General features: G+C 66.4%; 20 protein-coding genes. 8 read left to right on the forward strand and 12 right to left on the reverse strand.

Annotated features, from left to right (window positions below):
• Window positions 1-5: 5 nt before the first annotated feature.
• The 10 genes from phnE to phnG all read right to left on the reverse strand — a co-directional run bounded on the left by phnE (window position 6) and on the right by phnG (window position 8901).
• On the reverse strand, window positions 6-1109 hold the full coding sequence (gene phnE, locus AB6M95_RS11660) for a phosphonate ABC transporter, permease protein PhnE (protein WP_371386927.1): 1104 nt from the start codon (window positions 1107-1109) through the stop codon (window positions 6-8).
• A 2-nt stretch (window positions 1110-1111) separates the two neighbouring features.
• Entirely contained in the window at window positions 1112-1996 is an 885-nt protein-coding gene (phnD, locus tag AB6M95_RS11665) for a phosphonate ABC transporter substrate-binding protein (protein ID WP_371386928.1), read from the reverse strand.
• Window positions 1997-2070: 74 nt separating this feature from the next.
• Entirely contained in the window at window positions 2071-2892 is an 822-nt protein-coding gene (gene phnC, locus AB6M95_RS11670; RefSeq protein WP_371386929.1) for a phosphonate ABC transporter ATP-binding protein, read from the reverse strand.
• A 156-nt stretch (window positions 2893-3048) separates the two neighbouring features.
• A complete protein-coding gene (locus AB6M95_RS11675; RefSeq protein WP_371386930.1) occupies window positions 3049-4215 on the reverse strand; it encodes an alpha-D-ribose 1-methylphosphonate 5-triphosphate diphosphatase in 1167 nt (388 codons plus the stop codon).
• On the reverse strand, window positions 4212-4919 hold the full coding sequence (phnL, locus tag AB6M95_RS11680; protein ID WP_371386931.1) for a phosphonate C-P lyase system protein PhnL: 708 nt from the start codon (window positions 4917-4919) through the stop codon (window positions 4212-4214). Before phnL ends, AB6M95_RS11675 begins: the two co-directional genes overlap by 4 nt.
• A gap of 8 nt (window positions 4920-4927) precedes the next feature.
• The gene (phnK, locus tag AB6M95_RS11685; RefSeq protein WP_371386932.1) at window positions 4928-5710 is read right to left on the reverse strand and encodes a phosphonate C-P lyase system protein PhnK; all 783 of its coding nucleotides are present in this window, start codon (window positions 5708-5710) and stop codon (window positions 4928-4930) included.
• Window positions 5707-6696: an alpha-D-ribose 1-methylphosphonate 5-phosphate C-P-lyase PhnJ gene (locus AB6M95_RS11690; RefSeq protein WP_371386933.1), complete on the reverse strand. Its 990-nt coding sequence runs from the start codon at window positions 6694-6696 to the stop codon at window positions 5707-5709. Before AB6M95_RS11690 ends, phnK begins: the two co-directional genes overlap by 4 nt.
• Entirely contained in the window at window positions 6693-7814 is a 1122-nt protein-coding gene (locus AB6M95_RS11695) for a carbon-phosphorus lyase complex subunit (RefSeq protein ID WP_371386934.1), read from the reverse strand. The genes AB6M95_RS11690 and AB6M95_RS11695 overlap by 4 nt, the downstream gene beginning before the upstream one ends.
• Before the next feature lies 1 nt (window position 7815).
• Window positions 7816-8412, reverse strand: coding sequence for a phosphonate C-P lyase system protein PhnH (gene phnH, locus AB6M95_RS11700; protein WP_371386935.1), 597 nt, complete (start codon window positions 8410-8412; stop codon window positions 7816-7818).
• A 9-nt stretch (window positions 8413-8421) separates the two neighbouring features.
• Window positions 8422-8901 (reverse strand): phosphonate C-P lyase system protein PhnG, encoded by a 480-nt coding sequence (gene phnG / locus AB6M95_RS11705; RefSeq protein ID WP_371386936.1) that lies wholly within the window; start codon window positions 8899-8901, stop codon window positions 8422-8424.
• 81 nt (window positions 8902-8982) lie between these two features.
• Between phnG and phnF the strand changes: the two genes are divergently transcribed.
• The 6 genes from phnF (at window position 8983) to AB6M95_RS11735 (ending at window position 14201) form a co-directional block, all read left to right on the forward strand.
• Complete coding sequence (gene phnF, locus AB6M95_RS11710; RefSeq protein WP_371386937.1) at window positions 8983-9702, forward strand: phosphonate metabolism transcriptional regulator PhnF; 720 nt, start codon at window positions 8983-8985, stop codon at window positions 9700-9702.
• Between the two features lie 230 nt (window positions 9703-9932).
• Window positions 9933-10580, forward strand: coding sequence for a DapH/DapD/GlmU-related protein (locus tag AB6M95_RS11715; RefSeq protein ID WP_371386938.1), 648 nt, complete (start codon window positions 9933-9935; stop codon window positions 10578-10580).
• Window positions 10577-11323, forward strand: a complete 747-nt coding sequence (locus AB6M95_RS11720; RefSeq protein WP_371386939.1) for a DUF1045 domain-containing protein — start codon at window positions 10577-10579, stop codon at window positions 11321-11323. Before AB6M95_RS11715 ends, AB6M95_RS11720 begins: the two co-directional genes overlap by 4 nt.
• Complete coding sequence (gene phnN / locus AB6M95_RS11725; RefSeq protein ID WP_371386940.1) at window positions 11320-11889, forward strand: phosphonate metabolism protein/1,5-bisphosphokinase (PRPP-forming) PhnN; 570 nt, start codon at window positions 11320-11322, stop codon at window positions 11887-11889. Before AB6M95_RS11720 ends, phnN begins: the two co-directional genes overlap by 4 nt.
• Window positions 11890-12600: 711 nt before the next feature.
• Complete coding sequence (locus tag AB6M95_RS11730; protein ID WP_371386941.1) at window positions 12601-12780, forward strand: hypothetical protein; 180 nt, start codon at window positions 12601-12603, stop codon at window positions 12778-12780.
• Window positions 12781-13091: 311 nt separating this feature from the next.
• Window positions 13092-14201 carry a DEAD/DEAH box helicase gene (locus AB6M95_RS11735; RefSeq protein WP_371386942.1) on the forward strand — a complete coding sequence of 370 codons (1110 nt, stop codon included), beginning with the start codon at window positions 13092-13094 and terminating at the stop codon, window positions 14199-14201.
• Between the two features lie 676 nt (window positions 14202-14877).
• Here AB6M95_RS11735 and AB6M95_RS11740 read toward each other — a convergent pair.
• Both AB6M95_RS11740 and AB6M95_RS11745 read right to left on the reverse strand, forming a co-directional pair.
• Complete coding sequence (locus tag AB6M95_RS11740) at window positions 14878-16611, reverse strand: PAS domain S-box protein (protein WP_371386943.1); 1734 nt, start codon at window positions 16609-16611, stop codon at window positions 14878-14880.
• Between the two features lie 681 nt (window positions 16612-17292).
• Window positions 17293-17940, reverse strand: a complete 648-nt coding sequence (locus tag AB6M95_RS11745; protein ID WP_371386944.1) for a Crp/Fnr family transcriptional regulator — start codon at window positions 17938-17940, stop codon at window positions 17293-17295.
• Between the two features lie 102 nt (window positions 17941-18042).
• Here AB6M95_RS11745 and AB6M95_RS11750 point away from each other — a divergent pair, with 102 nt between their 5' ends.
• Entirely contained in the window at window positions 18043-18261 is a 219-nt protein-coding gene (locus tag AB6M95_RS11750) for a hypothetical protein (protein ID WP_371386945.1), read from the forward strand.
• An 18-nt stretch (window positions 18262-18279) separates the two neighbouring features.
• Window positions 18280-19266: an arsenic resistance protein gene (locus tag AB6M95_RS11755; RefSeq protein ID WP_371386946.1), complete on the forward strand. Its 987-nt coding sequence runs from the start codon at window positions 18280-18282 to the stop codon at window positions 19264-19266.
• Window positions 19267-19328 lie beyond the last annotated feature (62 nt).

A 19328-nucleotide genomic window follows, 5' to 3' on the forward strand; every position in this document is an offset into this window, starting at 1 on the left:
GTCTTCTACACGAACTTCCGGCGCAGGATGCCGCAGAGGTAGTCGATGATGGTCACGGAGACGATGACCATGATCATCATGGTGCAGACTTCGCGGTAGAGGTAGCCGTTGATCTTGTCGAACATGAGGAAGCCGATGCCGCCCGCGCCCACGAAGCCGAGGATGGTGGCCGAGCGGACGTTGGATTCGAAGCGCAGCAGGGTATAGCTGACGATGAGCGGCATGACCTGCGGGATGACCGAGAAGGCCATGATCTGGGCCGGGCCCGCGCCCGAGGCCGTGACGGCCTCCACCTGGCCGGGTTCGATCTGTTCGATGGCCTCGGAAAAGACCTTGCCCAGGATGCCGAAGGTGTGGATGGCCAGCGCCAGGACGCCCGCGTACGGGCCCAGGCCGATGACGGCCACGAAGATCAGGGCCATGACGAACTCGTTGAACCCGCGGCAGAAGTCGAGCATGCGCCGGGCGACGAACTGGCCGAACCAGCGGACCATGCGTTGCCAGACGCCGTCGCCCTGGACCATCAGCTCGAGGGTGTTGCTGGCTGCGAACATGGCCATGGGGATGGCCAGGATAAAGGCGATGAGCGTGCCCCAGATGGCGATGGCCACGGTCTCGATGAGCGCCTTGGAGTACTCCAGGAGGTGCGGCCAGGCGGTTTCGGGTGGGAAATAGCCGCCGGATTTTTCATCCGCGATGCGGTCGTATTCGCTCTGGACGATGCGGTCGCGGTCCGCCGGGGTCATGGCCTTCATGCGGGCGTCGGCCCGTTTCTGGGCCTCGCGCTGCATGGCCACCGGGTCGAGCGTCTTGCCGGTGGCGGCGTACTCGGCCTTGACGGTTTGGTAGGACTCCTCGAAGGCGATGATGGCGGGCAGCCGCTTGGCCTGGTCCAGGGCCGCCTGCTTGTCCGCGTCGTTGAGCTGCCTGCCGAACAGGTACTCGAAGGCGTTCTGGCGCTTGGTGTAGAGCTTGAACGGGTCGATGTCCGTGGAGATGTAGGAAGCCACGAGTACGGCCAGGACGATGGCCACCAGGCCCCCCAGGGCGAGCTTCCGGGGGAAGCTCTTCCTGGGAGTGACCTGATCGAGTGTCAGATCATGATTCATCGTTACTTCTTCTTGGCCAGTTCGGCCTTGAGCCGCTTGAGGTAGCGGACCATGTCGTAGTCCTTGTCCGAGGTGTGGCGGTAGCCGCCGTTCTGCAGGATCTGCAGGGCCTCGGGATCGTCGTTGATCTTGAGCAGGGAACCGGCGATGGCCACCTTCAGGCTTTCGGGCAGGTCCTTGCGCACGGCGATGGGCGCGCCGGGGATCATGTCGGAGCGCTTGATGATGTTGAAGTCCTCGAGGGAGGCGGCGCCCTTCTCGATCATGCGATCCATGTCGATGTTGTTGGTGGCGGCCACCTGGATGGAGCCGTTCTTGACGGCCAGGATGGACGCGCCGTGGGAGCCGGAGAAGCGCACTTCGGAGAAGTACTTCTCGGGGTCGATCTTCATGTCGCGGGCGAAGATGACGTTGGGCACGAGGTAGCCGGAGGTGGAGTTGGGATCGGTGAAGGCGAAGGTCTTGCCCTTGGCCTTGTCCATGTCGGTGATGCCGGAGCCCTTCTTGGTGATGATGATGCCGGTATAGCCGGGCTGGCCGTCCTTGTTCAGCTCCATGACCACGGCCTCGGCGTTGGCCTTTTCAGCGGCCTCCACATAGCTCTTGGGGCCGAAGTAGGCCAGGTCGATGTGCTTGTTGGCCATGGCGGTGATGATGCCGTTGTAGTCGGAGGCGGTGAAGACCTCGACCTTGACGCCGAGGTCCTTTTCCAGTTCGGCGGCGATGGGCTTGGCGCGCTTGGCGGAGTCGGCCGCGCCTTCGGTGGGGATGAAGCCGAGCTTCAGGGTGGTGGGCCACTCGGACGGGCCGGCGTTGGCCAGGCCGGGCAGGGCCACGGTCAGGACCAGGGCCGCCATCATGAGCACTTTGGACAGTTTCGAGAACATTGGGGAATCTCCTGTGGTTGTTGAGGTTGACGCAGTTCTTGCCGATCGGCGGCCGGTTCGCTGCCGGGTATGGATCAGGCGGCGGAGAGCTCTTCCAGGGCCTCTTCCGCCTTGTCGCCGTAGATGCACGACACGGTCTCGGCGTTCAGGTCGCGGGCCGTGCCGTCGAAGATCAGTTCGCCCTTGGACATGCCCAGGATGCGCTTGCCGTAGCGCTGGGCGAAATCGATGTGGTGCAGGTTCACGAGCACCGGGATGCCCTTGTCCTCGTGGATCTTGGCCAGGATCTGCATGACCGTCTCCGAACTGCGCGGATCGAGGCTGGCGATGGGCTCGTCGGCCAGGAAGACCTCGGGCTCCTGGGCCAGGGCGCGGGCGATGGCCACGCGCTGCTGCTGGCCGCCGGACAGGGCATCGGCCCGGCGGAAGGCCAGGTCACCGATGCCCACCTGCTGCAGACACTCGAAGGCGAACTCGCGCTCGGCCTTGGAGAACTGGCGGAACATGGACAGGCAGCGCTTGACCGGATGGGCGTTGAAGCGCAGGCGGCCGACCAGGACGTTCTCGATCACGGTCAGGCGGCGGACCAGGTTGAACTGCTGGAAGATCATGCCCACGCGGCGGCGGACCTGCCGGAGCTGGCCGCCGTTGACCCGGGTGACGTCCTCGCCGAACAGGGCGATGGACCCCTGGGTCGGGCGGATCAGCCGGTTCATGCAGCGCAGGAGCGTGGACTTGCCCGCCCCGGACAGGCCGATGATGACGCAGAAGTCGCTGGCGTTGACGGTCACGGACACGTCTTTCAGGGCCACGGTGCCGTTGGGGTAGACCTTGCTCAGCCCCTTGGCCTGGATTGCCTCGCGTTGCTGACGATTGCGGATATTGATGGATTTCATGAAAGCCTCCCGACTCGTTCTGTGGATATGTTCGGGGGAGGCGCCCGGCCCGAAGGCGGCAGCTTCCCTTACCGTGAAGGGTCTACACATTCCCTGCAACAGGGGTATTGTGACCGGGTGACGGTTTGACGAAATCGTCGCTTGCGGCTGTAACAATCAGGCCGCGTTTTTGGTTGTGATTTCAAGCGTTCCCGAGCATCCGACCGCCCATGTCCGTAACACGGCGGGCACGCCCTCGATCTCGCGCACCCGGACCAGGTCCGCGCGCAGCCCGCAGGCGATGCTCCCCCGGTCGGAAAGGCCCACGGCCTGCGCCGGGTTGGCGCTGATCCGGGCCACGGCCTCGGGCAGGGAGAAACCCAGGCGGCGGTGCAGGGCGAAGGCCCCGGCAACCAGGCTGCCGGGCACGTAGTCCGAGGAGATGATGTCGAGCAGGCCCGCTTCGGCCAGATGGCGGGCCGAGACGTTGCCCGAGTGGGACCCGCCCCGGACCAGGTTGGGGCCGCCCATGACAATGCGGATGCCCGCTTCGCGGGCCAGGCGGGCGGCTTCGACGGTGGTCGGAAACTCGGAGATGGCGATGCCCTCGGCCACGGCCTGGGCCACGTGCTCGGCCAGGGTGTCGTCGTGGCTGGCCATGGGCAGATGGCGCTCGCGGCACAGGGCCACGATGGACAGCCGGTTGTCCGCCGCGCACGCCTCCTGGGTGGCGCGAAGCCGGTTCGCGATCTCGGCGAACTCTTCGTCGCTCCAGCCCTTCTTGTAATATTTGCGGTACTTGTCCGTGTCCGTGAACTGGCGCTGGCCCGGCGTGTGGTCCATGAGCGAGACGAGCATGAGCTCCGGGTCGTCGATGTGCGGCAGGAGCATGTCCAGGACCTTGGGGTCGGAGAATTCGCAGCGCAGGTGCAGCCGGTGGTCCGCCCTGAGCACGCCGGTGGCCCGCGCCCGGCCCAGCGCCCGCAGGGACATGGCCATCATCTCCGAGCGGTTGGGCCCGTCGTGGTATTCGCCCAGCGAGACCGCGTCGAGCACCGTGGTGACGCCCGCGCCCGCCATGGTGTTGTCGTGGGCCAGGACCGCGCCGATGGGGTCGGGCCAGAACACGCCCGGCCTCGGCTCCAGCTCCTGCTCCAGGTTGTCGGTGTGCAGCTCCACGAAGCCGGGCAGGAGATAATCGTTGTTCAGGTCTTCCGCGCCCGTCGCGTTGCACGGGCCGTGGTCGATGGACTGGATGATCCCGTCCGCTACCCTGACCGAGCCGGTGACGACCTCGTCGCGCAGGACGATGCGGGCGTTCTTGAGAATGCGGTCCTTGGTCATGCGGCCTCCTTGAAGCTGCGCATTTCGAACAGTCTGTCGGCCACCAGGTCGCGCACTTCCTCGTCGTGGAAGATGCCGACCACGGCCGTGCCCCTCGCCTTGGCCTCGTTGATGAGAGAGACCACCACCCGCCGGTTCTCGGCGTCCAGGGAGGCCGTGGGCTCGTCCAGGAGCAGGACCGGGTATTCCACGCTGAAGCCGCGCGCGATGTTGACCCGCTGCTGCTCGCCGCCCGAGAAGGTGGCCGGGGGCAGGGACCACAGGGCGGACGGGATGTTCAGCCGTTTCAGCAGGAAGGCGGCCCGGTCGCGGGCCCCCTTCAGGTCGCCGGTCAGCGTCACCAGGGGCTCGGCCACCACGTCCAGGGCCGGGACGCGCGGCACCACGCGCAGGAACTGGCTGACGTAGCCCATGGTCTTCCTGCGGATGTCGAGCACCTGCCTGGGGGTGGCCGTGACGATGTCGACCATCCCGCCCTCGTGGCGGATGGCCACCGACCCGGCCTGCGGCCGGTAGTTGCCGTAGAGCGAGCAGATCAGCGAGGACTTGCCCGCGCCCGAGGCCCCGGCCAGGGCCACGCACTCGCCGGCGGACACGTCCAGGGTCAGGCCGGAGAAGACCGGGATGACCGTGCCGCCCTGGGTGTGCAGGGTGAAGGTCTTGTCCAGATTGCGGACGGAAATCATGGTGTTGTCTGTGGGCATTGTCGTTCCTAGGCCTGCAGGATCGAGGAGACCAGCAGCTGGGTGTAGGGGTGTTGGGGGTCGTCCAGGACCTGATCGGTCAGGCCGGTCTCGACCACCTCGCCGCGCTGCATGACCATCAGCCGGTGGGCCAGGAGCCGGGCCACGGCCAGGTCGTGGGTGACGATGATGACCGACAACCCGAGCCGGGAGACCAGGTTGCGCAGCAGGTCCAGGAGCTTGGCCTGCACGGACACGTCCAGGCCGCCGGTGGGCTCGTCCATGAACACGATCCGGGGCTGGGTGATCAGGTTGCAGGCGATCTGCAGCCGCTGCTGCATGCCGCCGGAAAAGGTCTTGGGAAAGTGGTCGATGCGCCCGGCCTCGATCTCCACCTCGGCCAGCCACTTGAGGGCCTCGGCGCGGATGTTGCCGTAGTGGCGCGCGCCCACGGACATGAGCCGCTCGCCGAGGTTGGCCCCGGCGGTGACGCCCAGCCTGAGGCCGTCGCGCGGGTTCTGGTGGACCACGCCGAGCTCGGTGCGCAGCAGTTTGCGGCGGACGGGCTCGGCGCAGCCGTGCACGTCGATGTCGCCGAACTCGCGGGACGCGTAGCCGACCGATCCGGCGGTGGGTTCGAGCCTGCCGGACAGGCAGCCAAGCAGGGTGGACTTGCCCGAGCCGGACTCGCCCACGATGCCCATGACCTCGCCGGGCCAGAGGTCGAAGGAGATGTCCCGGCAGCCGATCATCTCGCCGTATTTCTTGGTGACGTTGCGCACGCGGATCATGGGTTGCGGTAGGGTCGTCATTCGTTTTCGTCCTGTTTGTCCGTCTTTGCGCCCGTCAGTTCCGAGAACTCCTCGCGTCCGGCCATGGGCCCGGTGTGGCCCCGGGAGCGCCGGGTGGCGCAGTAGTCCGTGTCCGAGCAGACGAACATGCGTTCGCCCGCGTCGTTCAGGATGACCTCGTCCAGGTAGCTGTCCGTGGCCCCGCACAGGGCGCAGCAGCCGTCCCAGGTTTCCACCTCGAAGGGGTAGTCCTCGAAGTCGAGGCTCTTTACTTCGGTGTAGGGCGGGATGGCGTAGATGCGCTTCTCGCGGCCCGCGCCGAAGACGTGCAGGGCCGGGGAGTCGTCGAGCTTGGGGTTGTCGAATTTGGGGATGGGCGACGGGCTCATGATATACCGCCCGTTGACCTTGACCGGGTACATGTAGTTGGTGGCGATACGCCCGTGCCGGGCGATGTCCTCGTAGAGCTGGACGTGCATGACCCCGTACTCCTCGAGCGCGTGCATGGTCCGCGTCTCGGTCTCGCGCGGCTCCACCCAGCGCAGGGGCTCGGGGATGGGCACCTGGTAGACCATGATCTGGCCTTCCGAAAGCGGGGTCTCGGGGATGCGGTGGCGGGTCTGGATGACCGTGGCCTCCGTGGTCCGCTCCGTGGTCGTAACCCCGGTGACCTTGGCGAAGAACTTGCGGATGGAGACCGCGTTGGTGGTGTCGTCCGCGCCCTGGTCGATGACCTTGAAGACGTCGTCCGGGCCGAGGATGGAGGCGGACAGCTGGATGCCGCCCGTGCCCCAGCCGTAGGGCATGGGCATCTCGCGCCCGGCAAAGGGCACCTGGTAGCCGGGGATGGCCACGGCCTTGAGGATGGCCCGGCGGATCATCCGCTTGGTCTGCTCGTTCAGGTAGCCGTAGTTGTAGCCCGTTTCCACGTTGGTCGCCTCGGGGGCGGCGGGCGTCTCGACGGCCGAAGGTGTCTGGTTGGCGGGAACCTGCGCGGCGGCGGTCATGCGGCCTCCTCGGTCTCGGCCTTGTCGTCGGCCCGTTTGAGAATCTCGGCCCGCATCCCCCGGACCATGACCAGGTCGGCCTGGAAGTCCACGTAGTGCGGGAGCTTGAGGTGCTGGACGAAGCCCTGGGCCTCCACGTTGTCGCTGTGGGACAGGACGAACTCCTCGTCCCGGGACGGGGCGTTGATGTCCTCGCCGAGCTCGCGGGCCTGGAGGGAGCGGTCCACCAGGGACATGGCCATGGCCTTGCGTTCGTTGTAGCCGAAGGACAGGCCGTAGCCGCGCGTGAACCGGGGCAGCTCGTCCTTGGAGCCCTTGAAGCTGGTGACCATCTCGCACTCGGACACGGTGATGTCGCCGATCTCCACCTCGAAGCCGAGTTCGTCCGGGCAGATGGACACGGCCACCTCGCCCATGCGGATCTCGCCCGCAAAGGGGTGGTTGTCGCCGAAGCCGCGCTGGCTGGAATAGCCCAGCGCCAGCAGGAACCCCTCGTCCCCGCGCGCCAGGTTCTGCAGGCGCACGTCGCGGGCGGCCGGGTAGGTCAACGGGTCGCGGGTGATGTCGCCCACGGGCCGTTCCCCGTCCCCTTTGTCGCCGGGCGTCTCCACCAGCCCTTCCCCGGCCAACAGGTCCATGACCCTGGACAGGGGCGGCTTGGCCTCGTCCATGGTTTCGTCCGGGACCGTGGCCGCGGGCTCGGGGCGGGCCCCGGCGGCCAGACCGAAGTCCAGGAGCCGGTGGGTGTAGTCGAAGGTCGGTCCGAGGACCTGGCCTCCGGGGATGTCCTTGAAGGTGGCCGAGACGCGCCGGCGGACCTCCATGGCCGTGGTGTCCACGGGCAGGGAGTCGTACAGCCTGGGCAGGGTCGTGCGGTAGGCCCGCAGGAGGAAGGTCGCCTCCACCAGGTCGCCGCGCGCCTGCTTGACGGCCAGGGCCGCGAGCCAGGGGTCGTACAGCGCGCCCTCGCTCATGACCCGGTCCACGGCCAGGCGCATCTGTTCAAGAATCTGTTCCACGGTCAGTTCGGGGACGCTCTGTGCGCCCCGCCGCTCCTCGGCCATGAGCCGATGGGCGTTTTCGATGGCCTGTTCGCCACCCTTGACGGCTACGTACACGTTATATTCCCACCTGGATCGTCCTCGGCAGGGAGACGATCTCCGTTTGTGTTGCCAGAATCACGTCGAAGCCCAGCGGGAAGCGACGCGCATTGCGTTGCAGCGACCGCCAGAAGTCCGGGTTGAGCCCGTCCACGTGCAGCCGGGTTTCGCCCTTGATGCCGGGGCCGGACAGGGGAATCCCCCGGCCCACGTTCATGGCCTTCACCTGAATGATCAGGGTGGCCGAGCGGTCCGGGTACTCCAGGTCGCCGGGGTGGAACTGGCCGAGGTCCGGGAGCTCCAGTCCGTCGAGGATCAGGCCGAAGGCCGCGCTCTCCGGCCAGCGGCAGACGGTGCAGCCGCAGTGGAAGCGCAGGTAGGTCTGGATATCCAGCGGCCCGCTTGGCCCGATCCACAGGGGGGTGTCCATGTCCACCAGGGCCAGGCAGACCGCGGCTGCGGCCGGGTGCAGCCCTTTGGGCGGCTGGGGCCAGTTGCCGAGCACGGTGACCGTGCCCGGACGGGACATGGTCAGCAGTATGGCCCGGAATATGCGCTGGTTTTCAAGGGCCGGTTCGCGCGGCCCCCTGGCCGCGTCTATGGCGTGTCCTTGCATGGGTTCCCCCTAGTCTTCGCCGCGAACCATGGTGAAGAAGTTCACCCTGGTGGCTGCGGTTTTGGCTGCCCGCTCCCGGCACCCCTCCGCGAGGGAGGCCGACAGCGGCTCAATGACGGCCCGGCGCAGGGCGGGGCCCGAGTCCGGGTCCTGGAGCAGCGCGTCGAACAGCGCCGCCAGTTCGGCGTGCCGCCGGTCGCGTCCGGCCACGAAGCCGTGGCCCACGCTGCCGTCTTCGAGACGGACCGAGCAGCGGCACATGGTCATCTCGCCGAGGTTGAACCGCTCGCCCCTGGCCTCGGCCCTGGCACGGACCATGGCCATGCCCACCTCGGGCGGGCGCAGATGGTCGAACCGGGGTTCGGGATCGAGCCGGGCGTAGGCCGCCTCAAGGCTTTCGGTGCCGGTCCGGGCGAGGACTCCCATCCATTCCTTTCTGGCTCGGGTGAGCCGGTCCATGGGGGCCTTCATGTCACTATCGGGTTTCATTTCTGTGAAATCCTCATACGTTGTCTAGACAACCGGCAGCGCCTGTGGTCTGCCGGGCGAAAAATGAGTCGAGGTGCAGCCATGCTTAAACGCGGAAACGGGGTCGCCCTGTGGCGGCAGATCCATGCGCAATTGGAGGCGGCCATCGCGTCCGGACGGTTCGGTCCGGGCGACCGGCTGCCGTCGGAACACGGCCTGTCCGTGGAGTTCGGCGTCAACCGCCACACCATCCGGCGCGCCCTGTCCGTGCTTGAGGAGGACGGGCTCATCCGCGTGGAGCAGGGACGCGGCTCCTTCGTGCGCGAGCAGGTGGTCCACTATCCGGTCGGCCGCCGCACGCGCTTTAGCGAGAACCTGTCCCGCCAGCGGCGCACGCCGGGCAACATCCTGCTCGCGGCCGTGGACGCCGAGGCCGACCAGCGCGTGGCCGAGGCCCTGGACATCGGGCCGGGCGAGGTGGTCACGCGGATCACCAGCGCGGGCGAGGCGGACGGCAGGCGCATCAGCTATTCCACGGCGTTTTTCCCCAAGACCCTGTTTCCGGGCATGGTCCGCGTCTACCGCGAGCTCAAGTCCGTGACCCGGACGCTCGAGCACTTCGGGGTGACCGACTACTCGCGCAAGCACACCCGGATCATCGCCCGCATGCCGACCGGCGAGGAGGCCCGCGAGCTGCGCCAGCCCAAAACCCGCCCGGTGCTCGTCACCGAGAGCGTCAACGTGGACGAATCCGGCGTGCCCGTGGAGTTCGGGGTCTGCCTGTTCGCCAGCGACTGGGTGCAGATTTTGGTGGAGTCGTGAAGGGGCCATATCCGTGTCTCGGGTCCGCGTTCGGGGTTTGTCCGGCCCGGGGTTCGGGCCGCGTTCGGGAACGTGGTAGGACAAGGACGGGCGGGGCACACTAGACAAGTCCCCCACTTGTCCGCTTTGGACAGGGATTTCAACTTGTTGTAACCCAACCGTCAAATTCGTCGCGGAAATGATGCGCTTCCGTGCTTTTCCAAACCCGGCGCATTTGTCAGTCAGGAGCCATGAACACGCACCCGCACCCACAAGGGGACATCCGGCTCGGCCCGGCCCCCACGGTCCACCCCACGGCGGACGTCCGCGACAGTTCCCTCGGCCCCTACACCGAGGTCCTGGAGAGCTGCCTGATGCTCGAATCCACCCTGGGCGACTACGCCTACCTCAGCCCCGGCTGCGACGTGGCCTACGCCGACATCGGCAAGTTCGCGTCCATCGCGTCGAACGTGCGCATCGGCCCGACCAACCACCCCATGTGGCGGCCGTCCCAGCACCACTTCACCTACCGCAGCTCCCGCTACGGCTTCGGCCCGGACGACGAGGCCGTGTTCGAGTGGCGGCGCACCCAGCGCACCCGCATCGGCTGCGACGTCTGGATCGGCCACGGGGCCGTGATCCTGCCCGGCGTGACCATCGGCCACGGCGCGGTCATCGGGGCCGGGGCCGTGGTCTCCAAGGACGTGCCCCCCTACGCCATCGTCGGCGGGGTCCCGGCCCGGATGATCCGTGAGCGGTTCCCGGCCGAGGCCCGCCAGCGCCTCCTGCGCCTGGCCTGGTGGGACTGGCCCCACGACTTCCTGGGCAAGGCGTTGGCCGATTTCCGCGAGCTGGAGATCGGGGCGTTCCTGGACAAGTACGAGGGCGCGCCCGCATGATCAGTTTCATGGATCGGCAACCCGGCGGAAGATACGGCGTCTACTTCGCTCCGGAGCGGGGCGGCGAGCTCGAGCGTTTCGGCGCGGCCTGGCTCGGCCGGGACAACGAATCCGTCCCGCCCGCCGCCCCGGTGCCGCCGGACGGCCTTTCCCCGGAGGCCCTGCCCCCCGACGAATGGCGCGCGGCCACCGAGTCGCCGCGTCACTACGGCTTTCACGGCACGCTCATGCCGCCCTTCGCGCCCTTGCCCGGCGTGGACGAGGCCGGGATCGTCGACCGGCTGGAGACCCTGGCCGGTTCCCTGGCCCCCTTTGTCCTGGCCCCGCTGTCCGTGCGCGAGATCGGTTCGTTCCTGGCCCTGGTCCCCGAGGAGCAGGTCTGGCTGGCCGAGGCCGCCGAGGCCTGCCTGCGATCCATGACGCCCCTGCGTCGGCCGCCCTCCCCCGAGGAGAACGAGGCCCGCCGCGCGTCGGACCTGACCCCGGCCCAGGACCGTCTGCTCGACGAGTGGGGCTACCCCTACGTGCTTGCGGAATTCCGCTTTCACATCACCCTGACCGGACGGATCAAGGACCCGGCCCGGCGCAGGCGGCTCGCGGACATTCTGTCCGGGCTCGCCGTGCCCGTCACCGGCCGCCCCCATCCGGTCCGCGAACTCTGTCTCTTCCACCAGCCCGACCGGTCCGCGCCGTTCAGGCTGATCCACCGGGCCCGGCTCGGCAATACCAAGGAGAATTCATGACCCGAGGCAACCTGATCTACGTCATCGGTCCTTCCGGCTGCGGCAAGGACTCCATCATGCTCTACGCCCGCAAGCACTGCCCCGGAAACGAAGCGGCTTTCGCCCACCGCTACATCACCCGCCCGGCCGACGCCGGGGGCGAGAACCACGTGGCCCTGCTGCCCGACGAGTACCGCGCCCGCCTGGACCTGGGCCTGTTCGCGCTCGCCTGGGACAGCCACGGCAACCGCTACGGCGTGGGCGTCGAAATCGACGCCTGGATGGAGGCGGGCCTCAACGTGGTGGTCAACGGCTCCCGCGCCTACCTGCCCGAGGCAGCCCGCCGCTACCCGGACCTCGTCCCGGTGCTGGTCACCGTGGACCTGGACATCCTGCGCCAGCGCCTCATCCTGCGCGGCCGCGAGACACCCGATGAGATCGAGGGCCGCCTGCAACGCGCCGGTGACTACGCCGTCAGCCACCCGGCCCTGCACGTCATCGACAACAGCGCCGAGCTTTCCGCAGCCGGGCGCGCCCTGCTCGACCTGGCCCGGAAAAGGCCGCCCCGCATGCGCCGGGCGGTCTAGACCGGCCTTCGGCAAAGGGGGGGCGAGCCGCGCCTTGACTATCTCGCGATAGTCGCTATAGTTGGGACCGTCGAAAGGTACCCCCTTACAGTTTTCCGGGAAGGACCCCCAGGCCGTTGCCGGGCCGTCCCCTGGATTTGGTTCAAGAGGGTAGGAACACAAGCAAAAGATTCCGGTCCGCCGCTGCGGGCCGGGACAGGGCGAACTCCGCCATACCGCCATACGTGTTCCATGCCGAATTCGACCGCATGGTCGATCCATGGTTCCGGTTCCGGGCAGTTTGCCCACCGAGAATACCCCCGGTTTCACGCAATCCCGCATGCTGGACGCCCGCATCACCCCCAGGGGACGGACGTCCACGGCACCGACAAGGAACACATCGTTCAGGCCGATCGCTTCGGCGTTGACGAGAAGCATTCATCCGTTGCAATCGGCAGGAATCCTTGTCCTGTCCACCGAGGGTCCATGGAAACGTCCGGGAAAAGGCCGCCGACGCACAAAGCGTCCGGCCCGCCCGGCGCCTTCGACCGCGACCAGATCAGCGCCAAGCTCGATAAGGGCGTCCCGTGCAGCTCCATGCAGGGACCGCCAAGCCGGAGAACCGATTCGAACGGATCGGCGTCGCCTGTCCGGCCACGGCCTGATCCCCCTCTCACTCACCCCTCGGGGCCCGGTCTGCGGGCCGGGGCCCAACAGTCTCTAGGAGGACGTATGCTTTACGAATGCGACAAATGCCAATGGACCGGAACCTGGGACGCCCTGATCCTCGAAACCCTCTGCCCGCTCTGCCGGTCGAGCGTCACGCCCCGGCGCGAGGAAAAGAAGGCGAACGGCCAGAGTTCGTCCGACTTGCGCCCCGGCGTCGTGCCCGGCCCGCCGCAACGGAGCTGACCTCCCCGGCCTTCCCGGCCGGACAAGCCCCGAATGCAAGGCCCCCGTTCCCGAACGGGGGTCTGCCTTTTCCTCCCCCGCCACTCCAAAAATACTCCTTTACTTTACCGGAACAATGGCCGATAAGGGACGAGCTCAGCGTGACTGGACGTACGAATACTTCTTAGCCCCCATTGGGCACCCAACGTTCCACACCCCCGTCGAACCAAGATTTACTCCCGTACCAGAGCACTTCCGATATACCGGGCAAGCCCGGACCCCGACCGCTGTCGCGCGCCGTCGAAATCAACTCCTTTTTACCAAAGGTTTATATGACTTTTTCCAATTTTTCCCTGGACCGGCGCATTCTCGCCGGCGTCAAGGGCTGCGGCTACGCAACCCCCACCCCCATTCAAGAACAGGCCATCCCCCTCGTGCTCCAAGGGCACGACGTCATGGGCCTGGCCCAGACCGGCACCGGCAAAACTGCCGCCTTCGCCCTGCCCATCCTGCAACGGCTGCTGACCAGCAACAAGTCCGGCCGGGCGCTGCCCAGCGTCCTGATCCTGGCCCCCACCCGCGAACTCGCCCTCCAGATCGACGAGAACTTCAACGACCTGGGCAAACACACCGGCATCCGCTCCGGCGTGGTCATCGGCGGCGTGGGCATGGAACCGCAGATCAGGGCCTTCGGGCATTGCCGCATCATCGTGGCCTGCCCCGGCCGACTGGTCCGGCTGCTGAACAAGGGCGCCGTGTCCCTCAACCACATCGACACCCTGGTCCTGGACGAGGCCGACCGCATGCTCGACATGGGCTTCATGCCCGACATCAAGCGCGTCCTGGCCAAACTGCCCGCCAAACGGCAGAACCTGCTCTTCTCGGCCACCATGCCCAATGACATCCGCAAGCTCGCCGAAAATATCCTGAACAACCCCAAGACCGTCCAGGTGGCCAATACCAAGCCCGTGGAGTCCGTGGAGCACTGCTTCTACGCCACCGCCAACAACCTCAAGGGCGACCTGCTCACCAAGCTCCTCGACCGCAAGGACCGGCAAAGCGTGCTCGTCTTCACCAAGACCAAGCACAAGGCCAAGAACCTGGCCCGCAAACTGGCCAACCAGGGCTACAGCTCCACCTTCCTCCAGGGCAACATGAGCCAGAGCCAGCGCCAGCGCGCACTGGACGGCTTCCGCGAGGGCCGGTTCGACATCATGGTCGCCACCGACATCGCCGCCCGAGGCATCGACTGCGACCGCATCTCCCACGTCATCAACTTCGACATGCCCGATACCGTGGAGACCTACACCCACCGCATCGGCCGCACCGGCCGCGCGGGCCGCTCCGGACACGCCGTCAGCCTCGTCACCAGCGAGGACAAGACCCAGATCCGCGATATCGAACGCGTCATGCGCGTCAAACTCAAACAGCAGACCCTCTAAGGGCCGCTGCCAACAGCCCCTTCCAAGCCCCCAGGCATCCGCCCGGGGGCTTTTCTTATGCGGCCAGGGGAAGCCCTCGCCGGGCGGGCGTCTCCGACGGCCAGAGAACCTTTTGAAAAAGGTTCTCTGGACTCTCCCAAACTTTTTGGTGCCGCTGCGCGGGGGCTGGAGCGGGGTGGCGGCGTGTTTCGCTTCAGCTTTGGAGGGAGCTTGGCTGTGCGGTGTCCCGAAGGGTTCGCGCCGGATGTCCACGGGCCTCGGAGGGCCGCCCGGCGCGAACCCTTCGGGACGGTTGCCAACGCCGCAGGCGGGACATGCGGAACTCGGAAAATGGATTTTGCGGCGTTTTGGGACGAGGAAAGTGGTTTCTTAGCAGGCTATTTCATTCCCAAAAAACAAAACCCGCGATTTCGGGCGGGGGAAACGGCGCAATTCGTTTCGAGGAGCCGCACGTCCTTCCACCCGTTTTCCCCGCCCGAAATCGCACACCGGCACAGCGGAAGGCGTCCCGTCGCAGCCTTCCGCTACCGCACGCATCTCGCGAAGCGACAGAAAAAGTTTAGGAGAGTCCAGAGAACCCTTTTCAAAGGGTTCTCTGGCGGGTCCAGGGCAGCGCCCTGGTCTCCCCGAAGGGGCCGCCGGAGGCATCTCCCCGCGCGTACAGTCCGTCGCCCGATCAGGCGGTGGTTTCGCCTCGGGGCAGGGTGACGCGGACCACGGTACCGGTTTCGGGGGAGGTATCCATGGCGATGTTGCCGCCGTGGGCTTCGGCGGCGAGGCGGGCGGAGTAGGTGCCCAGGCCGGTGCCGTTGTGTTTGCCGTGGGTGGAGTATTTGTCGAAGAAGGAATGGCGCACTTCCTCGGGCACGGGCAGGTGGTTGCGGATTTCGAGCACGCACGGGTCGCCGCTGGTCACATCCACGCGCACGGGCTGTCCGCCCGAGGCCTCGACCGCGTTCTTGAGCAGGTTGGCGGCCATGCCGTAGAGCAGGGTGCCGTCGCCCTGAATGACGAGCTGCATGCCCTTTTCGATCTTTTGGCCGTCCAGGGTGGCCTCCACGGTGCAGGATGGTTCGCGGTGCATGGAGGTGTCGCGTACGGCGCGCATGATCACGGCCAGCCAGTCCACGGACTGGGGCTGGTGTTCGTAGGTGCCGGATTCGAGCTTGTACAGGGTCAGGGACTGGTTGATCAGGTCCATCATCTGCATGCCCGCCTCTTCGACCACCTGGAGCATCTCCTTCTGGCGGTCCGTGAGGTTCTCGTCCTCCTGCATGATGCGCGGCAGGCCGATGATGCCCATGAGCGGCGACTTGAGGTCGTGGCGGACGATGCGTTCCACGTCCTCCTTCAGCTTTTCCGCCGCCTTGCGCGCGGTGATGTCGATGCCGATGCAGAGGATGCCGGTGGCCTTGCCTGTCTCGTCCACGATGACCGAGGTGCCGAGCGACAGGGTGGCGCGGGTCTCGTTGCGGCGCATGACCTCCACCTCGGTGAAGGTGTGGCCCGGATTGTGTTCGAGCAGGTCGCGGAAATGGGCGCGCAGGTCGCGGTCCTGGTCGTCGGCGGCGGGCAGGAGCAGCCCCACCGCGTCGCGGCCGTTCAGCTCCCCTTCGCGGAACCCGTAGAAATCCAGGCCCCAGCGGTTGATGAAGAAGACCTTGCCCTCGGTGTCCACCTCCAGAACAATGAAGTGGGATTGCTCCACCAGGTCGCGATACAGCCTGCGACTCTCGCGCAGCCGGTTCTCGGCCTCCACCCGCTGGTCGATGATCCGGTTGCTGGCCCGTGCGCCCAGGAAGGTGCCCTGCTCGTTGGTCACCGGCACGCAGCGGTGGGACAGCCAGTGCTGGGTGCCGTCGGGCCGGATGATGCGGAAATCCAGGGTGTCCGTCTCCAGCGTCCGGTGCTCGTTGAACAGGTGCGCCTTGACCATGGGCCGGTCCTCGGGATGCACCATTCTGAACATCAGGTCCGGGTCCTTCATGAACGCGGACGGGGGATACCCGGTGATCCGCTCGCACGACGGCGACATGTACAGAAATTCGCCGTCCGGGCCGCGCCAGTACTCCCAGTCGTAGGTGAAGTCCGCCACGGTCCGGAACCGCTCCTCGCTCCGGGCCAGCTTCTCGTTGGCCGCCTTGAGCTGCCGGAAAATGGGCCGGATCTGCAGGACCCCGAGCAGGATGATGACCGAAACCAGCAGGCCGATGAGCTCGAAGGCGGGGTCGGGCTGCGCCCTGCCCTCCCAGATCATGTACAGGGTGTGTGCCCGGCGGTGCACCATGCCGATCAACCCCGCCGCGATCAGTATCCACGACCAGCGGCGGCCCGTCTCCGGGATCAGGAACAGAGCCAGCGCGGCTGCCGCCAGCTGTATGCCTATGGAAGCGATGATGATCAGGTCCATGCATCCCCCTGTACGTTGCAACGGATCCCGCCATTGCAGTCTAGCCCCGAATCCATCGATTTTGCAAATACCATTCATGGACCGCCCCGGCAGTATGCCTCCAGCGGCTGGGGCGCTGCCCCAGACCCCGCCAGGGGGAACCCTTTGAAAAGGGTTCCCCCTGGATCCCCTCCCAAACTTTTTGTGTGCCTTCGGCAAGGGCGTGTGGGCGCGGGATGGCGGATTGCTGCGCGGGCCGGATGGAGTAGCTTGGCTGTGCGGTGGCCCGAATAGTCCGCGCCGGGCGTCCACGGGCCTCGGAGGGCCGTCCGGCGCGAACCCTTCGGGAGGGTAGCCAACGCCGCTGACGGGACAGGCGGAACTTGGGGAATTTTTAACGGGAGAAAATGATTCTTAGCGGGCTATATTATTCCCCAAAAACAAAACCCGCGATTTCGGGCAGGGCGGAAGGCGTTCTCATCGCGGCCTTCCGCCACCGCACGCCCCTGAGCGAAGCGAACATGGGGGGCCAGGGGGGCCTTGCTCCCTGGCGGGGCCGCGTCGGGTCTTAGGCCGAGCTTGCTCGGTCTTAGAGCCGTCGACAGCAGAGATAGGGCAGCGCCCTGCCCGTCGGAGACGCCCGCCCGGCGAGGGCACTCCCCGAAGGGGCCGCCGGAGGCATTCCCCCCTTATGCCGGCCCCCTACTCCGCCATATCGAGCAAAAAGATGTCGTTGCCGTCCATGCGGATGTCGCCGTTATCGGCCATTTTGCGCAGGGTGCGGGACAGGGCTTCGGGGGTGATGCCGATGATTTTGGCGAGTTCGCGTTGGGAGAGGTCGAGGGTGACGCGGCCGCCCTGGTGCCGGCTTTGGAAGTAGGCCATGAGCCGGGAGGGGACCTGTTTGAGGGACAGGGAGTCGATCATGTCCATGGCTTCCTTGAGGCGCCGGGACATGACCCGCATCATGGTCAGGAGGATGGACGGGTCCTCGCGCACCATGCGTTCATATTCCTTGGGGCGGATGAACAGGACGCGGCTGTCCTCGAGCGCGCCGAGGTTGGCGGGCAGTTTGCCGTCCGAGAAGGTGGAGCACAGGCAGAACGGCTCGCCGGGGCCGAACACGAAGATGGTTTGTTCCTTGCCGTCTTCGGCCAGGCGAAAGAGCTTGACCTGGCCGGTCAGGAGCACGTGCAGCCCCTTGGCCGAATTGTCCTCGCTGAAGAACAGGGACTTCCTGGGGAAACGCAGGACCTCGGCGTGCGAGGCCAGCCGCTCGAGCTGGTCGTCGTCGAGCCGGTCGAAGATGGGCAGTGCCCTGATTTCGTTCTTGAGTTCGCTTGGCGGCATGAAAACCCCCGAAAAAGTGCTGATGTTGATCGAGATCAATGCGAAAGGGGCGTCCCGCACTTAGTTTGGAGGCGACAACGAGAAAAAGCAAGGAGGTTCCCCATGAGCGCAACCATCCGCTGTCCGTATTGCAACGCAGGCCAGGCGGTGGGCGAATTCGACAGCTACGCCCCCTTCTACGTCAATTGCGAGGCATGTTCCAGGCGGTACATCGTCGAGCCGGTGCGCCACGGGGTCGTCGTCTACCGTGACGGCGAGGCCTCCTGCTGCTCCGACCCCGAGTGCCGAGCCACCGAGATGGCCGGGTCGGGCCAGGAATAAAACCGCAAGGAGTTTCCCATGTTCGGCATACTGCAAAAACTGACCAGGAACCTGATCTACGCCATCCCCGCCATGATGCTCGCCGGGTTCGCCTACGGATTGTGGGCGGACACGGCCTGGCTCAAGGCCGCGATCATCCCGTTCACCTTCCTCATGGTCTATCCCATGATGGTCACGCTCAAGATCCGCAAGGTCTTCGAGGGGGGCGACGCCAAGGCCCAAATCCTGACGCAACTCATCAACTTCGGGTTGATCCCCTTCCTGACCTTCGGGGTCGGCCTGCTCTTCTTCCGCGACAAGCCGTACATGGCCCTGGGTCTGCTCCTGGCCGGGCTGGTGCCCACCAGCGGCATGACCATCTCCTGGACCGGGTTCGCCAAGGGCAACATGTCCGCCGCGATCAAGATGACCGTCATCGGGCTCGTGGCCGGGTCCCTGGCCACCCCGTTCTACGTCCAGGCCCTGATGGGCACGGCCATCCCGATGCAGCTGGCCGCCGTGTTCAAGCAGATCCTGTTCATCGTCTTCCTGCCCATGGCGCTGGGCTACCTGACCCAGCGGTTCCTGGTAAAGCGCTACGGCCAACAGACATTCCAGCGCGACATCGGCCCGAAGTTTCCGGGCCTGTCCACCGTGGGCGTGCTCGGCATCGTGTTCGTGGCCCTGGCCCTCAAGGCCCGGACCATCGCGGCCGCACCCGGCCTGCTCCTGGACATCCTCGTGCCCCTGCTCCTGCTCTACGGCTTCAACTTCCTGCTCTCAACAATCATCGGCAAATCCATGCTGCCGCGCGACGACGCCATCGCCCTGGTCTACGGCTCGGTCATGCGCAATTTGTCCATAGCCCTGGCCATCGCCATCAACGCCTTCGGCGCACAGGGCTCGGACGCCGCCCTGGTCATCGCCATGGCCTATATCATCCAGGTCCAGTCCGCCGCCTGGTACGTCCGCTTCACCCCCAGAGTCTTCGGAGTACCCGAGGAGATGATCCGCCAACCGGCTTAGGAGAAGAAGCCTCCGGCGGCCGGGGGAAGGGGAGAAGGAAACCCTTTGAAAAGGGCTTTCCT

The organism is Pseudodesulfovibrio karagichevae, from assembly GCF_041414475.1.
GTDB lineage: Bacteria > Desulfobacterota > Desulfovibrionia > Desulfovibrionales > Desulfovibrionaceae > Pseudodesulfovibrio > Pseudodesulfovibrio karagichevae.

Excerpts from the sequence above, each read along its gene's own strand:
- AB6M95_RS11715 (WP_371386938.1), top strand. The coding sequence starts at position 9,933 with ATGAACACGCACCCGCACCCACAAGGGGACATCCGGCTCGGCCCGGCC.
- phnN (WP_371386940.1), top strand. The coding sequence starts at position 11,320 with ATGACCCGAGGCAACCTGATCTACGTCATCGGTCCTTCCGGCTGCGGC.
- AB6M95_RS11690 (WP_371386933.1), bottom strand. The coding sequence starts at position 6,696 with ATGACCGCCGCCGCGCAGGTTCCCGCCAACCAGACACCTTCGGCCGTC.
- AB6M95_RS11755 (WP_371386946.1), top strand. The coding sequence starts at position 18,280 with ATGTTCGGCATACTGCAAAAACTGACCAGGAACCTGATCTACGCCATC.
- AB6M95_RS11740 (WP_371386943.1), bottom strand. The coding sequence starts at position 16,611 with ATGGACCTGATCATCATCGCTTCCATAGGCATACAGCTGGCGGCAGCC.
- AB6M95_RS11750 (WP_371386945.1), top strand. The coding sequence starts at position 18,043 with ATGAGCGCAACCATCCGCTGTCCGTATTGCAACGCAGGCCAGGCGGTG.
- AB6M95_RS11720 (WP_371386939.1), top strand. The coding sequence starts at position 10,577 with ATGATCAGTTTCATGGATCGGCAACCCGGCGGAAGATACGGCGTCTAC.
- phnD (WP_371386928.1), bottom strand. The coding sequence starts at position 1,996 with ATGTTCTCGAAACTGTCCAAAGTGCTCATGATGGCGGCCCTGGTCCTG.
- phnE (WP_371386927.1), bottom strand. The coding sequence starts at position 1,109 with ATGAATCATGATCTGACACTCGATCAGGTCACTCCCAGGAAGAGCTTC.
- AB6M95_RS11730 (WP_371386941.1), top strand. The coding sequence starts at position 12,601 with ATGCTTTACGAATGCGACAAATGCCAATGGACCGGAACCTGGGACGCC.
- AB6M95_RS11745 (WP_371386944.1), bottom strand. The coding sequence starts at position 17,940 with ATGCCGCCAAGCGAACTCAAGAACGAAATCAGGGCACTGCCCATCTTC.
- phnC (WP_371386929.1), bottom strand. The coding sequence starts at position 2,892 with ATGAAATCCATCAATATCCGCAATCGTCAGCAACGCGAGGCAATCCAG.
- phnH (WP_371386935.1), bottom strand. The coding sequence starts at position 8,412 with ATGCAAGGACACGCCATAGACGCGGCCAGGGGGCCGCGCGAACCGGCC.
- AB6M95_RS11735 (WP_371386942.1), top strand. The coding sequence starts at position 13,092 with ATGACTTTTTCCAATTTTTCCCTGGACCGGCGCATTCTCGCCGGCGTC.
- phnF (WP_371386937.1), top strand. The coding sequence starts at position 8,983 with ATGCTTAAACGCGGAAACGGGGTCGCCCTGTGGCGGCAGATCCATGCG.
- phnL (WP_371386931.1), bottom strand. The coding sequence starts at position 4,919 with ATGCCCACAGACAACACCATGATTTCCGTCCGCAATCTGGACAAGACC.
- AB6M95_RS11675 (WP_371386930.1), bottom strand. The coding sequence starts at position 4,215 with ATGACCAAGGACCGCATTCTCAAGAACGCCCGCATCGTCCTGCGCGAC.
- phnK (WP_371386932.1), bottom strand. The coding sequence starts at position 5,710 with ATGACGACCCTACCGCAACCCATGATCCGCGTGCGCAACGTCACCAAG.
- phnG (WP_371386936.1), bottom strand. The coding sequence starts at position 8,901 with ATGAAACCCGATAGTGACATGAAGGCCCCCATGGACCGGCTCACCCGA.